Origin of the sequence: Actinomadura meridiana (assembly GCF_039537545.1) — a bacterium.
In the GTDB taxonomy this organism is placed as follows: Bacteria; Actinomycetota; Actinomycetes; order Streptosporangiales; family Streptosporangiaceae; genus Spirillospora; species Spirillospora meridiana.
This window is the reverse complement of record NZ_BAABAS010000004.1, coordinates 897,412-913,868: the sequence shown is the minus strand read 5'-3', so window position 1 is coordinate 913,868 and position 16,457 is coordinate 897,412. Positions and strand designations below refer to the sequence as shown.

Annotated in this window: 11 protein-coding genes; 6 read left to right on the top strand and 5 right to left on the bottom strand. The window is 64.5% G+C overall.

Features of this window, described 5'->3' with window-relative positions:
* The first annotated feature begins 207 nt into the window (after positions 1–207).
* Genes ABD808_RS08310 through ABD808_RS08300 form a run of 3 tightly spaced genes read left to right on the top strand, consistent with a single transcriptional unit; the run spans position 208 to position 9,730 of the window.
* A complete protein-coding gene (locus tag ABD808_RS08310; RefSeq protein ID WP_344892322.1) occupies positions 208–3,567 on the top strand; it encodes a helicase-related protein in 3,360 nt (1,119 codons plus the stop codon).
* Positions 3,564–6,359, top strand: a complete 2,796-nt coding sequence (locus ABD808_RS08305; RefSeq protein WP_344892319.1) for a DUF1156 domain-containing protein — start codon at positions 3,564–3,566, stop codon at positions 6,357–6,359. Before ABD808_RS08310 ends, ABD808_RS08305 begins: the two co-directional genes overlap by 4 nt.
* Before the next feature lie 2 nt (positions 6,360–6,361).
* Complete coding sequence (locus ABD808_RS08300) at positions 6,362–9,730, top strand: Swt1 family HEPN domain-containing protein (RefSeq protein WP_344892316.1); 3,369 nt, start codon at positions 6,362–6,364, stop codon at positions 9,728–9,730.
* A gap of 350 nt (positions 9,731–10,080) precedes the next feature.
* Here the strand turns inward: ABD808_RS08300 and ABD808_RS08295 are convergent, their stop codons facing one another.
* Both ABD808_RS08295 and ABD808_RS08290 read right to left on the bottom strand, forming a co-directional pair.
* A complete protein-coding gene (locus ABD808_RS08295; RefSeq protein WP_344892313.1) occupies positions 10,081–10,281 on the bottom strand; it encodes a DUF397 domain-containing protein in 201 nt (66 codons plus the stop codon).
* Complete coding sequence (locus ABD808_RS08290; RefSeq protein WP_344892310.1) at positions 10,278–11,270, bottom strand: helix-turn-helix domain-containing protein; 993 nt, start codon at positions 11,268–11,270, stop codon at positions 10,278–10,280. The genes ABD808_RS08295 and ABD808_RS08290 overlap by 4 nt, the downstream gene beginning before the upstream one ends.
* 239 nt (positions 11,271–11,509) lie before the next feature.
* Between ABD808_RS08290 and ABD808_RS08285 the strand changes: the two genes are divergently transcribed.
* Positions 11,510–12,010, top strand: a complete 501-nt coding sequence (locus ABD808_RS08285) for a hypothetical protein (protein WP_344892308.1) — start codon at positions 11,510–11,512, stop codon at positions 12,008–12,010.
* 30 nt (positions 12,011–12,040) lie between these two features.
* Here ABD808_RS08285 and ABD808_RS08280 read toward each other — a convergent pair whose 3' ends face one another.
* Positions 12,041–12,250: a hypothetical protein gene (locus ABD808_RS08280; RefSeq protein ID WP_344892306.1), complete on the bottom strand. Its 210-nt coding sequence runs from the start codon at positions 12,248–12,250 to the stop codon at positions 12,041–12,043.
* Positions 12,251–12,666: 416 nt separating this feature from the next.
* Here ABD808_RS08280 and ABD808_RS08275 point away from each other — a divergent pair, with 416 nt between their 5' ends.
* Together ABD808_RS08275 and ABD808_RS08270 are read left to right on the top strand one after the other, a co-directional pair.
* Positions 12,667–13,104 carry an SLATT domain-containing protein gene (locus ABD808_RS08275; protein WP_344892304.1) on the top strand — a complete coding sequence of 146 codons (438 nt, stop codon included), beginning with the start codon at positions 12,667–12,669 and terminating at the stop codon, positions 13,102–13,104.
* A gap of 442 nt (positions 13,105–13,546) precedes the next feature.
* A complete protein-coding gene (locus tag ABD808_RS08270; protein ID WP_344892301.1) occupies positions 13,547–13,969 on the top strand; it encodes an ATP-binding protein in 423 nt (140 codons plus the stop codon).
* A gap of 37 nt (positions 13,970–14,006) precedes the next feature.
* On the opposite strand, the gene ABD808_RS08265 is transcribed toward ABD808_RS08270, so the two are convergent.
* On the bottom strand, positions 14,007–15,566 hold the full coding sequence (locus ABD808_RS08265; protein ID WP_344892298.1) for a hypothetical protein: 1,560 nt from the start codon (positions 15,564–15,566) through the stop codon (positions 14,007–14,009).
* A gap of 90 nt (positions 15,567–15,656) precedes the next feature.
* The gene (locus tag ABD808_RS08260) at positions 15,657–16,361 is read right to left on the bottom strand and encodes a hypothetical protein (RefSeq protein WP_344892295.1); all 705 of its coding nucleotides are present in this window, start codon (positions 16,359–16,361) and stop codon (positions 15,657–15,659) included.
* Between the last annotated feature and the right edge of the window lie 96 nt (positions 16,362–16,457).

Here is a 16,457-nt window from a genome sequence, read left to right as displayed (position 1 = left end):
GACGAGCGGCATAATTTGGAAGGGTCTCTCGTAAGTGACCGATCAGTCCACCATTTTCCTCGGTGATGATCGGTGAGCGCCAGACTTGAGGATCTGACTCCTGGGGCATTGGTAGGCGGGGTGGTGCCGACAGGGGATGTGGTTGTCGTTGCTGTCGAATGGTACGGATCCAATGCCGTCAACCTCACCTGCCGAACCGATGACGGCGTGGCCGACCGGCTCATCTACCGCGATCACGAGCCCCGTCTCGTCCTCCGGCGGCCGTCCGCAGCGTACAGATTCGACGGCGCTGGCGCCTTGTTCAAGCTGATCGCCGAGGCACTCCGCATCCGGATGGCAGCCCTTTTCGACCCCATGCTTGCGGTGACCAGCAGCGACTTGGAGCCGTTACCGCACCAGATCCAAGCCGTCTATGGCGAACTGCTTGACCGGGTGCCGCTCCGTTTCGTCTTGGGCGACGATCCGGGTGCAGGCAAGACGATCATGGCGGGTCTGTACGTAAAGGAGCTGATGCTCCGCGGCGACCTGGAACGCTGCCTGATCGTCGCGCCCGGCGGGCTGGTCGAACAATGGCAGGACGAGCTGACCCACAAGTTCGGCCTCCGGTTCGAGGCGCTCACCCGCCAGCTCATCGACGCGCAGGCCGGTGACAGCGTCTTCGACCGCTACCCGCTCCTCATCGCCCGGATGGATCAGCTCTCCCGCAGCGACGAGCTTCAGGAACAGCTCCGGCGCAGCGACTGGGACCTGGTCGTCGTGGACGAGGCCCACCGCATGTCCGCCCGCTACTTCGGCGACGAGCTGAAGAAGACCAAGCGCTACCAGCTCGGCGAACTGTTCGGGCGGATCGCCCGACACCTGCTGCTGATGACGGCCACCCCGCACGCGGGCGACGAGGCGGGCTTCCAGCTCTTCATGGGCCTGCTCGACTCCGACCGCTTCGAGGGCCGCTACCGGGAGGGCATCAGTTCCAACGACACCGACGGCCTGATGCGCCGCATGGTGAAGGAGGACCTGCTCACCTTCGAGGGCAGGCCCCTGTTCCCGGAACGCCGCGCCTACACCGTCCCGTACGAGCTGTCGCCCGCCGAACGGCAGCTCTACGAGGTCGTCACCGAGTACGTTCGCGAGCAGATGGGCAAGGCCCAGCAGCTCGCCGCGAAGGGTGAGGGCCGCCGCGGCAATACGGTCGGGTTCGCGCTCACCGTGTTGCAGCGCCGCCTCGCGTCCAGTCCCGAAGCGATCCTGAAGTCCCTCGAACGCCGCCACCGCCGCCTCCAGCGGCTCCGCCACGACCTCGCGACCGGAGGACAGGCGGACGGCCGCCTCCCGCCGCACCTGGCGCACCTCCTCGGCGACGACATCGACGCCGACCTCGAAGAGATGCCGAGCGCCGAGGTCGAGGAGCTTGAGGACGATGTCACCGACGCCGCCACCACGGCCGAGACCATCGCCGAACTCGACATCGAGATCGGCATCGTCGCCGACCTCGCCGAGGTCGCCCGCCGCGTCCGGGGCTCCGGCACCGACCGGAAGTGGACCGAGCTCTCCGAGCTGTTGCAGAGCAACACCCTCATCCGCGACTCGGGCGGCGTCCCGCGCAAACTCATCGTGTTCACCGAGCACCGCGACACCCTCGACTACCTGGTCGACCGCATCCGCGGCCTGATCGGACGGGACGAGGCCGTCGTCGCCATCCACGGCGGCGTCCCCCGCGACCAGCGCCGCTGCGTCAAGGAACAGTTCACCCAGGACAAGGACTGCCGCGTCCTGGTCGCCACCGACGCCGCGGGCGAAGGACTGAACCTCCAGCGCGCCCACCTGATGGTGAACTACGACCTCCCGTGGAACCCGAACCGGATCGAGCAGCGCTTCGGCCGCATCCACCGCATCGGCCAGACCGAGGTCTGCCACCTGTGGAACCTGGTCGCCCTCGACACCCGCGAGGGCGCCGTGTTCACCCGCCTCCTCGACAAGATCGAGGAGCAGCGCCGCGCTTACAAGGGGAAGGTCTTCGATGTTCTCGGCGAGGCGTTCCAGAGCGCGCCGCTGCGCACGCTGCTCATGCGGGCCATCCAGTACGGCGACCGGCAGGACGTCCGCGACAGGCTGAACGAGGTCGTCGACGCGTCCGTCGGCGACGGCCTGGACAAGCTGATGGCCGAACGCGCCCTCGCCTACGACAGGCTGGCCGAGGCGGACGTCGCGACCTGGCGCCTGCGGATGGAGGAGGCCCGCGCCCGCCGCCTCCAACCCCACTACATCAAGGCGTTCTTCCTCTCCGCGTTCACGCTCCTCGGCGGCCGGATCACCGAACGGGAGAGCGGACGGTACGAGATCACCCACGTCCCCGGCGATCTCCTCGCGCACGACCGGCAGATCCGCGCCGGCGTCCCCGTGCTGCGCCGGTACGAGCGCGTCACGTTCGACCGCGACCTGGTACGCCCGCCCGGCCGCCCCCGCGCCGACCTGCTCGCCCCCGGACACCCGCTGCTCGACGCCGCCGTCTCCCTGGTGATCGAAAGGTACGGCGGGCAGCTCAAGCAGGGCACCGTCCTGGTCGACCGCCGCGACGAGGGCGAGGAACCACACCTGCTCGTCGCCGTCGGCCAGGAGATCACCGACGGCCACGACCGCCCCATCAGCAAACGGTTCGACTTCGTCGAGTTCGGCAGGACCACGGCCCGCACCGCGGGCACCGCCCCCTACCTCGACTACACGCCCGCCACCGACGAGGAGCGGGCGCTCACGGCCCCGCTGCTCGACGAGGACTGGCTGGCCTCCGGCGCGCAGGACCTCGCCGTCGCCTGGACGATCGAGAACGGCCTCGCCTCCCACCTCGGGGAGATCCGCGCCCGCCTCGCCCGGCAGAACGAACGCACCCGCACCATGGTCCGCCGCCGCCTCCTCCAGGGCATCAACTACTGGGACGCCCGGCACGCGGAACTCCTGGACGCCGAACAGACCGGCCGGAAACTGAAGACCAGCCCGGAGACGGCCTACAAGCGCGCCCGCGACCTGGAATCACGCCTCGAACGCCGCATGGCCGACCTGGACCGCGCCGAATTGCTCCAGGTCCGCACCCCCGTCGCTGCCGGTGCGGCGCTCGTCGTCCCGCAGGGCCTCCTGGACCGCCTGTCCGGCCTGCGCGACGGCCCACCCGACGCCTACGCCCGCGACACGGCCCGCGTGGAACGCCGCGCCGTCGATCGCGTCCTCGACGAGGAACGCAAGCTGGGTCGCCTCCCTGAGGAGATGCCGCACAACAATCCCGGCTTTGACATCCGATCCCGAACTGCTGACGACCACTGGATCTTCATCGAGGTCAAGGGGCGGATCAACGGGGCCGAGGACTTCCACGTCACTCGCAGGGAAGTCCTCACCGGCAAGAACGCCGGCCGGAACTTCCGGCTCGCGCTCGTCAGCGTGCACCCGGACGAATCGGAACACGACGTCGTCCGCTACATCGCCGACCCGTTCGCGCACGTGGACTTCGGAGACTTCGCCGCCACTGACCTGGTCGGCGATTGGCCAGAGGAATGGGATAGAGGAAGAGCACCATTTTGAGCACGGAACCCCCCACATATAAAAAGAAACTGATCGAAGTCGCGCTTCCCCTCGACGAGATCAACAAGCAGTCGGCCCGCGAGAAGTCGATCCGCCACGGTCACCCCTCCACCCTGCACCTATGGTGGGCCCGCCGCCCTCTCGCCGCCTGCCGCGCCGTCCTGTTCGCCCAGTTGGTCGACGACCCGTCCGCCCACCCCGACAAGTTTCGGAGTGACGAGGACCAAGCGCTGGAACGCAAGCGTCTGTTCAACATTATCGAACGCCTCGTCAACTGGGACAACATCAACGACAAGGCCCTGTTTGAGGAGGCCCGCAAGGAGATCTGGAAGTCCTGCGACGGCAACCCGCCGCCCATCCTGGACCCCTTCGCGGGCGGCGGCTCCATACCCCTGGAGGCCCAGCGCCTCGGCCTGGAGGCCCACGCCTCCGACCTGAACCCCGTACCCGTGCTCATCAACAAGGCCCTCATCGAGATCCCCCCGAAATGGGCCGGAATGCCGCCGGTCTTCCCCGGCGCAGCCGACGAGCGCATGGGCGACTGGCCCGGTGCGACCGGCCTGGCGGAGGACGTCCGCCGCTACGGCAAGTGGATGCGCGACGAAGCCGAGAAGCGTATCGGCCACCTCTACCCCAAGGTCAAACTCGAGGACGGCACCGAAGCCAACGTCATCGCCTGGATCTGGGCCCGCACCGTAACCTGCCCCAACCCCACCTGCGGCGCAACCATGCCTCTCACAAAGTCATTCTGGCTTAGCAAGAAGAATGGAATGGAGCGCTACGTTGAGCCAATTACTAGTGGTAAAGACGTTCGATTCGAAGTTCGGGGACCTGAAGGTAAGCCCAGGGAAGGGACACTTCAGAATCGCAAGGCTACATGCCTTGTATGCGGTTCTCCCGCAAAGACGGATTATATCCAGGGTGAAGGCCGAGCGAGCCGAATGGGCGTCAAGCTTCTGGCGATTGCCGCAGAAGGGCGACGCACGCGCTACTACGTTTCGCCTAGCGAAAAGCATGAATGTGCTGCGGAAGTCGATCGTCCAGAAGATATTCCCGACGCATTGCTTGCGGATGATCCTCGAAACATCTGGTGCGCAAACTACGGTCTAGATAGCTTTGCCAAGCTATTCACTAATCGACAACTTGTTGCAATTGTCGAATTTAGTGACCTTGTAGCGGAGGTTCACGACAAGGTGATCATCGATACCGATGCATTCAATGCGGGGATGGAAGATTCTCCGTATCTGGCGCGTAGTGAGGAGTATGCAGCCGCTATCGCCCTATACCTTGGATTCCTGGGTAGTGCACTAATTGACGATCTTTCGAGCCTGGTTTCCTGGCGGCCATCTCACGGTACTGGCGCTACAAGGTCAACTTTCTCACGACAATCCCTTCCTATGGTTTGGGACTATGCTGAAAGCAATCCCTTCGGCGGTGCTGCTGGGGACATATCGTCAGGTGTAGCTACGCTTTCAAAGGCCATTGAGGCCCTTCCAGCGTCGCTTCCAGCGGGTAGTGTTCGCCAGGTAGATGCGGCATCGGTTCGTAATCAAGGGCGTCTTGTGACGACGGACCCGCCCTATTATGACAATATATCCTATGCGGACCTCTCTGACTTCTTCTACGTTTGGCTACGGCGGACGCTGAGAGAGTACTGCCCAGATCTACTTGACACGATGCTTACCCCTAAGGCGCAAGAACTGATCGCTAATACATATCGCCAGGGTGGTAAGGATGAGGCTAAAAAGTTCTTCGAGGATGGTTATCGAAGGATGTTCACTTCCATCCGACCTGACGCACCTCTCTCATTCCCCATGGCGGTGTTTTATGCGTTCAAACAGGCCGAGAGTAGCGAACTGGGCAAAGTTTCGACAGGCTGGGCAACTCTACTCGAGGCGATGATTGGTGCAGGGTGGTCAATTACTGCCACCTGGCCCGTGCGTACTGAGCGCGTAGTCCGTATGCTCGGCAATAAATCCAACGCTCTTGCTTCATCGGTGGTACTGGCCTGCCGCCCGCGAGGTGAGCACGCACCTGTGATCGATCGACGAGGCTTGATCAATAAACTCCAAGAGGAACTTCCCGCTGCGCTAGGGGGCCTGCGGCAAGGGGGAATCGCTCCTGTTGATCTGGCGCAGGCCGCGATTGGGCCGGGGATGGCAGTGTATTCGCGCTATTCGCGAATAATGGAGTCTGATGGTTCCTCCATGTCCGTAAGAGCCGCACTTGCCCTGATCAACAGCATCCTTGCGGACGTCTTGGCCGAGCAGGAAGCTGACTTCGATTCGGACACTCGTTTCTGCATTAAGTGGTTTGAGACATATGGGTTTGACATGGGAAGATTCGGTGAGGCCGATACCCTAGCCAGAGCCATCGATACATCGGTCGCTGGACTTGACCGTGCGGGGATCATCAAAGCGCGAGGTGGGATCGTGCAATTGCTCGATCCGAGTGAGCTAACTGAGGAGTACGATCCTGTAACAGACGACCGGATATCGGTTTGGGAAATTGTTATGCATCTGGCCAAACAATTCCATGAAGGCCAGGAGAAGAAGGGTGGTATCGACGTTGCAGCACGGTTGATGGCTGCGGCCGGGAGTCGAATCGATCTCGATGCCGCCAAGGAACTAAACTTCCTTCTATATTCAATATGTGAAAAAAGAAATTGGGCCGAGATGGGACTCTTGTTTAACGATCTCGGCACAGCTTGGTCCGAGATCGAGAAAGCGGCGCAGAACGCAGCTCCAATTGGGGATATTCAGGGCTCTCTCGACTATCCGGAAGAGGACTGACGGTGCCACTCAATAACAAGGACCGGGTCGGGCGTGGGCTGGAGGTACTTCTCAAGGGGCTTGAGCCGTTTGTGGACATGATGATGAGCATGGCCACACAGGGGAGCCGGGACTGGGTTGAGGTCCTGGAGGCTCGGGACGCGCAGAAGCACGGTGCGAACAAGTCGTACAGCAAGAGCGACGTTCGGTTCCTGCTTCGGGTCATGACTGAGGAATGGCGGGTCTTCAAGGAGCGCCTGTCCCGTGTCGAGCAGAACTTTGCCAGTGAGCTGAGGGACGTCGGTAACAGGTGGGCGCACACGGGGCCGTTCACCGGTGATGACACCTACCGTGCGCTCGACACGATGGAACGGCTGCTCACCGCCATCGGTGCGATGGACCGTGCGGATGAGGTCCGCAAGCTGCGCCAGGACCATCAGCGCACCTTTTACGACAGCGAGACGAAGAGGGCCACGAGCGCCGTCACATCGATGCCCCGGATTGACAGCAACGGCATCAAGCCGTGGCGGGAGATCATCACTCCGCATCGAGATGTCGCCGCCGGTCAAATGGACGCGGCGGAGTTCGCCGCCGACCTTCACATGGTGTCGATCGGGGAGAGCGCGAGCAGCGAGTACACCGATCCGAAAGAGTTCTTCCGGCGCACGTACCTGACCGAGGGACTTCAGGATCTGCTGAAGACGTCCGTCGCCCGGGTCGGTGGCGACATGAACGCCACGCCCGTATGGAACCTCCAGACCAACTTCGGTGGCGGCAAGACCCACTCGATGCTGGCGCTCTGGCACATCTTCTCCGGCACGAAACTGCACGAATTCCCGCAAGAGGTGGTCGATCTCCTCGCCGGTGCCGAGGGGAAAGCCGTGGGCGCCGAGGTCAGAAGGGTCGCGCTGGTCGGTAACCACCTTGACCCGTCCAAGGGGAAGGTCAAGGACGACGGCACCCACGTTCACACGATCTGGGGCGAGCTGGCCTGGCAGCTCGGCGGCCGGAACGCCTATGAGGTCGTGCGCAGCGCCGACGAGGCGAACACCAATCCCGGCGACGGGCTTCGGGAGGTCATCAGAGCGCATTCGCCCTGTCTGATCCTGATCGACGAGTGGGTCGCCTACGCCCGGCAGCTCTATGAGCGCAAGGACCTGCGCGCCGGAACCTTCGACACACAGTTCACCTTCGCGCAGACCCTCACCGAGGCCGTCAAGGCGGTGCCGGGTGCGCTCCTTGTCGTTTCCATCCCGGCTTCGACCAAGCGGGAGGCCGAGGAAGGAACGATGGGCAGCGCTCTGGAGGTCGGAGGCGTCAACGGCATCGCCGCGCTCGACCGGCTTCAGAACGTGATCCGGCGGGTCGCGCAGCAGTGGCAGCCCGCCCGCGCCCACGAGTCGTTCGAGATCGTGCGGCGTCGACTGTTCGAGGAACCGGACGCGAAGGCCAAGGCGGAGATCTCAGCGGTCGCGAAGCAGTTCTGGAAATTCTACAACAACCACAAGGGCGAGTTCCCGCGAGAGTGCTCCGACACGGCGTACGAGCGGCGGATCATCGAGGCGTACCCGATTCACCCGGAGCTGTTCGACCGGCTTTACGAGGACTGGTCCACCCTGGACCGCTTCCAGCGGACGCGCGGCGTGCTGCGGCTGATGAGCACCGTCATTCACCGGCTCTGGGTGGACCAGGATGCCGGGCCGCTCATCATGCCGGGTTCTATCTCACTCGGTGACCCGTCGATCGCCAGTGAGCTGACGCAGTACCTTCAGGACAACTGGAAGGCCGTCATCGAAGTCGACGTGGACGGGGCCAACTCCACTCCTGTCCAGATCGACAAGGAACGGTCGGTGTTCGGCAAGCGGGCGCTGACCCGTCGGATCGCGCGCACGGCCCTGTTCGGAGCGGCACCGACGCTGACCAAACCACACAAGGGCATCGAGAAGCAGAACATCTGGCTTGGTGTCGCCATCCCCGGTGACGTGGTGGGCAACTTCGGGTCGGCGCTCCACGTGCTGTCGGAGCGGGCGACCTTCCTCTATCTGGACGGCGAGCGCTACTGGTACGACACGCAGCCGTCCATTGCCCGAACCGCCAAGGACCACGCGGAGCGTCTTCATCGCGAAGACGTGTGGGCGGAGATCACACGGCGCTTGGAGGGTAAGGAACGGAAGGCTCGGGGTGACTTCGCCGCCGTCCACGTCACCGAAGGGAGCGCCGACGTCCCGGACAACGGGGAGTGTCGGCTCGTCATCCTGCACCCGAAGTTCCTGCACGCGAAGAATGAGGCCAGTTCGTCGGCCAGAACGTTCGCTCAGCAAGTCCTGGACACACGAGGAACGTCGCAGCGCATCAACCGCAACATGGTGGTCTTCCTGGCGGGTGACGTCAAGCGGATGGAGGAGCTGAACGATTCGGTACGCGAGTTCCTCGCCTGGGATCACATCTTCGGCCGCACGGACGAACTCGATCTCACCACCCAGCAGATCAAACAGGTCGAGACGCGGCGGACGAACGCGAACCAGGCCGTGGGGCTGCGTATCCGGGAGACCTTCTATTGGACGCTCCTTCCCGTCCAGCAGCCCGGCGGGCACATCACCTGGCAAGAGGAGAAGGCCGAAGGGCGTCAGGACCGGCTTGCGGAGCGGGTGAGCCCCAAACTGAAGCAAGTTGATGGCCTGCGCGTGGTACAGGGCGCGTCGCTGATCCGAGGGAATCTGGATCGCGAGCTGGCGAGCGTCTGGGAGAAGGGCTACATCTCGGTCGGTGAGCTGTGGGCGTACTACTGCCGCTACCCGTACCTGCCGCGCCTCCGTGACCGCGAGGTTCTGGACGCTGGCGTTCTCGCCGGGCTTGATGAGCTGGACTGGGAGAACACCGGATTCGCGCTCGCGGCAGGCCGCGACGACAAGACCGGCCGGTTCGCAGACCTGTACCTTCCTGACCAGCATGGCTCGATGTGGCAGGTCACCGATGGGACGCTGCTCGTCCGCCCGGGTCTGGCGCTCGCACAGCACGAGGCCGACAAGGCGGAAGCGGCAGCCCGCGCGGCCGAGCGCGAGAGGGAGAAAGGCTCGACGCCCGGCGGCGGCTCGACGGGCACACCGGCCCCGGGGCCTAACCCGGACCCGACGCCACCACCGCCGCCCGGACCAACGAACACTCGGTTCTTCGGCGCGGCCAAGCTCAACCCCGAGTTGCCGCAGAAGAGCTTCACCAAGATCTACACGGAGCTCATCCAGCACTTGAGCGCCGTAGACGGCACCGAGCTGGAGATCACTCTGGAGATCAGCGCGAAGAACGCCGAAGGGTTCCCGGAGGACAAGATCCGTATCGTCTCTGAGAACGCCAAGGTCCTGAAGTTCGACCCGTTCGGCTTCGAGGACCAATGAGAGGTAGGGGCCGGGAGCGTCGCTCCCGGCCTGACTGGTTCGTTGGTCTGTCGGCTGCCTGATCTAGAGGTTTTCGAGACAGTCCGTGCAGCGGACAACGGCGGCTCTGGACGTGTCGCCTTCCGTCGCCCGTGCGGGATGGTCGGTGCTGATCCGATCCCAGATGGCGGGATCAGGATCAGGTATCCATCCCCAGCCATTCGCCGGGTTCAGAACGTACTCTTCGGTGACGTGGTTGCATGCTCCCGGGATGTGGGCCATGTTCCGGCTGGAGATCAACAATGCGCTCGGTCCGAAGCGCTTCCACCGGTAGTAGCTTGCGTACGGTCGGCGTGCTGACTCGATCATGGCTAGCCGATCTTGTCGGCTGCGCGGATGGACCTGAGGAACATCGTCCATTCACGTCGCGTGAGTTCGAGGATCGGGCCGCTGTCAGCCGCCTTGCTGTCGCGTAGTCCGATCGTGCCGCGGAGGGAACGGGCAACCTCGACACAGGCCCCATTGGCCTCACTGAGGCGGGACTTGCGCCATGTGCCGTACTGCGTGGTCATCTAGAGAGCTCGATCCTGTTCTCAAGGTCGTCGGCCGCATCGGTCAGCAGACCGAGACTAGCGGCGCCTGAGAGAGCGGCCTGCCGGAGATGCTCGTACCGTTGGTTATACCGCATGATCTCGTCATGCTCGGTATGCACGATATCAGTGCTCACGGTGTCGACCACTGCCATCGGTGGGTCAGAAGGGTCGATGAAGTCGAAAAGAAAGAAGGCTGACTTCGGCAGCAAACGACCGGTGAAGTCTGCGGCGAGCGGGAGGATGAGCACAGTGACGCGGGGGTGCTTGGCGGCTGTCTCGATCAGAGCGCGGAGTTGATTGAGCATGACCTGTGCAGGAGCGGTCGGACGACGGACGACGACCTCATCGAGGATGATCTCGTAGCGCGGCCCTTGCGGTCCTAGTAGGTGCGCCTGACGGCGTTGCCGAGCCTCCATCAAACGTTCGGCGACGAAGTCGATTCTCCCTTCGGCGGCTGCCATCTCGATGATGAACTTGATGAAGTCCGGCGTCTGCAACGCACCAGGGATTGTGAACTGGTTGTACTCGCGGATGGTGGCGGCGCCGGATTCGAGGTCGGCGTAGATGCGCTGGCGGGCGCCCATGGCGTCGCCGTAGGCGTCCCACCAGCCGCGTTCGGCGGCGTCGCGGGCGATGGTGACGATGTCGTTGTACTGGTCGGCGGGGGCCTCCAGGACGTCGAGGATCTTCATGACGACGCCGATGTTGGGGCTACAGCGCGCGTTCTCCAGTTTGGAGACCATCATGCGGGACCGGTAGATCTGCGCGGCCACCTCGTCCGCGGTCAGGCCGCGCTGTTCGCGGAGCGCGCGGAGTTCGGTGGCGAGGCGCCGCCGCCGGACGAACGGACTGGACACCGGTGACCTCCAAAGATCGTGCCGGTGAGCGGGGGAGGGGCGCCGCTCGGGGGTTTCGGCATATCCACTCTGTGTTAGCACGTGATGCCCGAGCGTGTCCTCGATCGCCACGCTGTTCGAACGACCCAATCTGACGAATGCCGGTCCGCTCGGTGGTGTTCCCGAGGCGAACGTTCTCCTCGTGAACAGTTCCGCTCCTGAACGCGCCCAGGCCGAGCTCCGCGTCTCGACCGCGCTGATTCACGGGCCGAGCAGGCCGAACGCCTTTCGCGACATACCGAGGCGATACTCACGTACTTGTCTCTGGCGGGACAGCAGACGGCTGAAGGCCCGTGCATGACGATGTGTCGATGGACGCCTCACCGACGCCGGGGCCGGCGATGACGGCCCGCAAGAGGCGCGGGCTGGAGATCGACGCGCGCGAGGCCAAGCTTGAGGCCCGGCGCGGCGAGTTCGACCGTGAACGTTCGCGGATCTTCCGCGTGACCAGCCGCAAGCCCGGCGGGAAGCAGACCTGGAGCGACGAGGAGCGCGCGGTTCGAGCGGAGCTGCGCGCGCTGGCCGACGAGCGAGCCGCACTGCTGGCGCGGATCGAAGCTGAGCTTGCCGAACTGCGGCCCCGTCAGTCGGAGTTCGACCGGCTGCGCGCCGAGGCCCGCGCGGCGGGCAGCCGGAAGAAGCCCCCGGTCACCAAGAAGGAACAGAAGCTGCGCAACAGGGTGGCGCTGTTGCAGAGCGAACGCGCCCACCTGGACGGCACCGTGCGCCGCGACAGGGAATCGTCCCGCCACGAGGAAGCGGTCTGGAACACGGTCCTGGACGCCACGAGCGACGACTCCTCCTACTGGTGACCAACCTTCCCCGAGGCGCCTCACGGTGATTCACGGCGTGTTGTTGTCTCCCGGGCGGCGACCAACACGCCGGACGACCGGACTCGTACGCCCGTGCGGGCAGGGCCGCGGCCACCGGACCAGGGCGAGCAGGTCGGGGTGGTGGTCGTGGAGCCAGGCGGCGGTCCAGACTCCGTCGGTTCCGTCGAGCCCGAGGGACAGGGCGTCGATGAGGGGGCCGGGTTCGGCGCCGCGCGGCATATCGACGGCCTCATCCTTGTGCTTCTGCGTGAAATGCCGCTTCTGTCGTTGTCAACGAGCTTCCTTTCTGGTTCTCCCCAAGCCTGGTTGGGGACCTGCCCGAAAGGTCCAAGGAAGCTCACCGTGCCATTCATCGACGCCGACATCCGCGACGGCGACGTCATACCAGTTCTCGGCGGAGCACTGCGCAGGTAGGCGTACTACGCCTACTCGCCTCAGCCCACGACTGCACGGAACCTACAAAAGGACCCTCGCAAACCTTGTCCTTCCAGTGAGCCCCAGGAGTGCCTCAGGGCGAGGAGGATGGTCCGCAAGGAATTTCGAGAATGGACGCGCTAATGCGACTTCCACTGTCCTGGGGACCTCCGAGGTTCGAACCTCCCCGAGTTTCCTCGGAGTCTTACTATCCCGTCGCAGTGGAAATCTACGCGCTCAGAATTCGAAACTTCTACGATCTCCGAGCCCGCTGGGATCGGCGATTCTTCCGCCTGACCAGCATCTCATTGATGTCCATCGGTGCTGGTCTGCCGCTGGCCGCTGGTCTGAGCTATGGCGGCAAACCTGTTGTACTCGCTGCGCCAGGTGTGACGGTCTCGATGTTGGCGGCGTTACGGGCCTTCTACCAATGGGATCAACTCTGGGTGATGCACCGCAGCACCGAGATCACCATCCATGACGCCTATACATCCTGGAAACGTGAGGACGACGATTTCGCCCGGTCACGCGATCCGGCCGCTGGGGACCTGCGCGTGCAGGCTGCGGTGCAGTTCATGGATGAACTTCTAGCCGTGCGCAAAAACGAGTCTCAAGCCTTCTTTGAAATGCTCCTTAATGCCGCATCCATCCGCGGCTAACCGCTGGGCTCGGCAATCCCGCCAGGCCGACAGGTTCGATACTGAACCTGTGTTCTCCGCAGCGAGATGTGATGATAATGCACATCTCGACGAACCAGCCTGTTCTGTCAAAGAGACCGTGCCGGTTGGCGGGGAGGGAGTACGCCGCCCAAGAGGATCGGCACAAGAACTGTGTGGCAGATTGCTTTCTGAGCGTGTCCTCAATGGTCGGCTCGAGTGCCGAATCCGGTGGATGCCGGTCCGTTCGGTGGCGTTCCCGCGGTGAACGTTTGCACGTGAACCGTTCCGCTCGTTGACGCGACGCGAGCGAACATGCGATGCCGGACCGTGCCGATCCGCGAGATGAGCGGCCCGGATGGCTACCGAGCCGTACCGGAGAGGGACTCACGGTGAGGATGGAACGGCTCGATCGCACACCGTTCCCACCCCCGCGAGGTGATCAATGCTGCTCGCCATTCCCGTCCTGGCCGACGGCGACACGATGATGTTCTGGCGCCGCGAGTTCCCGGGCACGACCGATCAGGTCCGGGTCGTCCGGGCCTTCGCCGCGCACCTGCTCGCCGGGTTCCCGGCCCTGGACGACGTTCTGCTCGTCCTGGACGAGCTGGCCGTGAACGCACTCGCCCACACCCGGTCGGGCCAGGACGGCGGGCACTTCGCCGTGGACATCCAGAAGGACGTGGCCGGGGTCATCGTGCTGGTGGCCGACGAGGGAGGCCCGGGTGAGCCGCGCGTCCACGTCGCCGACGAGCTGGCGGAGGGCGGCCGCGGCCTGCTCACCGTGGAGGCCCTGGCGGCCACCTGGTCATGGATGGGCGGCCCACGCGGCCGCACCGTCCGCGCCACCTTCCCCGCGGACTCCTGATGCGCGAAACGCTCTCCCAGCCGTGCACCGCCGCCTGCTAACGACGGCGCCGTTCAATGCCTTCCCCGTTTCGGTGGTGTCGGCGGACGAAGGTGTAACCGGGCTTCAACGGCTCCCGGTTGGCCAGTTCCGCGGCGCGTTGCGCGTCCTTGTGCGCGTCGATCGCCTCATCGCTGGGACTGTGGCCTGCCGGTAGCCGCCGGACGAATCCTGAGACAGTGTGCGCCCTCTGCTCCGCAACGTCCATGGGACGCTTCCGCTTCTGGGCGTGCGCCTCCGGTCGGCCGGGTGCTGGGACGAACGGAGAAAAGCTCAGGAGCGTCACCGGAGTTCGTCCCGGAACCGGCGGATAGACGGGAGTTCCGCGCGAGTCGAGGGACCCCGTGACCCGGTTGACCAGACCGGAACCGATGAGCTGGGCCACGGCCGGGCTGATCCGGTGGACCTGCCCGCGTGGAAATCCGAGCTCCCCCACCATGTTGCGCTCCAGTGCGTCCTCCGCCAGGATCGCGCGTCCTTCGGCATCGAGGTATCCGAGGACATGAAGTGCCCTTAGCACCCAGTCGGTCTCGCTCAGGCCCTTCGGGACCACGGTTCCGGGGCCGCCGGGTGCGGTCTCCCTGGCGACGACCCGAGGATCGTACCGGTGCCCGACGTGACGGCCGTCGATCCTGGCGGCCGTTCCGTGGACCACCAGCGGACGGTCGAGCTCGTGGGTCTGCCCGACGAACGTTCCACGTTCCGGTATCCAGGACATCTCCAGGACGATCCCGGGGAAGAAGTCGGCGGGCCAACCGGGCGGCTCAAGGATCAGATGCGAGCCGTCCTCACTCACCCTCGTCCTCGACACCTGGACCCTGCCCGCCTCCGTCCGCGACCGGTGATCGATCCCCAGGGAAACGCCGCGCCCCGCACGCTTACCGGTGATCCTCACTCCGGCGGGAATCGGAAGGACACCCCGGCGCAGGTGTTCGCGGTGAAGCGTCTGCCGCCAGGTGGGCATCCTCGCGGAGGGGCGGAAACCGGAGATGCCGTCCTTGCTTTGGCCGATCGGCGCCTGAGACGCACCGTCGCGAGACCTCTGCGCGGCCGCTCGTTCGGTCATCCGCTTGCCCTCTTGCTGAGCCTCCGGGAAACCACCCAGCTTCTCATAGGCTTTGACGACACGCATGAAGTCCGCTTGTTTTCGGTTCTTGGCCCGCTTACCGGCGATCGTTCGGATCACCGATTTAACCGCAGGCTGCGCGTCGGCCTTACCTAGCTCGCGCCGTAGTCGGCCGTGCGCGCGCGAGGCCAGTTTTCCGTGGACATCGAGGAGCAGGCGCCGCTGCCTCCGGAGATGGCGCAATCCCGGAGTGGTCGGGTCGCCCAGCTTTGTCGCCGCGATCTCGCCCTGCACCTGCCAGAGCGCCAGTTCCAATGCCGCCGCAGCATTTCCTTCCGCCCGAAGCACTCGGACGAGAACATCTGGGTCCACCCCGATGGCCAGATTGGATCGGGTGCCCCGGGCCAGTTCGTCGACCGCCTTCGGCTTTGCCGTTCGCGTGCCGTGCTTCAAGTTCGACGGTCGAAAATCTCCGGCCATGTGCGCTTCCACCTGCCACGATCCGAATCCCCGTCAAAGACGGTATCGCACGGCTTGTGGCGGAAGGTAGGGCTTGGGAGGGGTTATTGTCGCGGACCGCTCCTACTCGACGCTGGTCACGGGGAAAGGTAGCCGGTCGTCCGTCCAGGGGGACTCGTCGAGTTCGGGGCACTGGGAGATCGGGCGGGCGTTCTGCTCCTCGCGCTCCATCATCTCCCGCCAGGCGGTGATGGTTCCGGTGACGAGGAAGGGGCCGATCGCGATCTCGACCGTGTCGTTCTCCACCCGTACGGGCGCTGACTCCCCGGCGATGTTCATGTCGCTGTCGGTTCCGTTGTCTGCCTGATCGATGGCGATGACCAGGTCGCCGAATACGAAAGAACCCGTCCATTCGAACGTCAGGTCGAGGTCGTCGGTTTTCGCCGTCGCCACCATGCGGCCGATGTCCCAGCTACTCCGGTACAGGTCGAACTGCAGAGAGCACCCGGGCTGCTGTTCGACCCGGTCGACGGACTGGTCGAGCCAACTCGGGCGGAAGCGGTCGAGTAACTCCGTCATGGCCGCCGCCAGCAGCCTGCGGCGAGCGGAGAGGAACTTGCGGAATGCGGCCGCGTCGCGCAACTGCACATCGAACGGGACGAAATGGGCGCACAGTTCGTCCTCGGTCAGCGGTGGGAGCTGAGGATCGACGAAGTAAACGCTGGGCGACCGGTCGCTGATCTTGCGATTGGCCGGTCCCGAGATGAAGGCCAGGTTCGCCAGGTCGTTGATCTCGGCCTTGCCGTACCGTTTCGGATGGTTCTTCAACGTGGCCTGGGGATGGATGTGGTGGTACTCCAGCTTCTGGGCGTCTTCCGCGGTCGCGGAGATCTCCGTGCCGAACCATCAGTCCTTGGCGCCCGC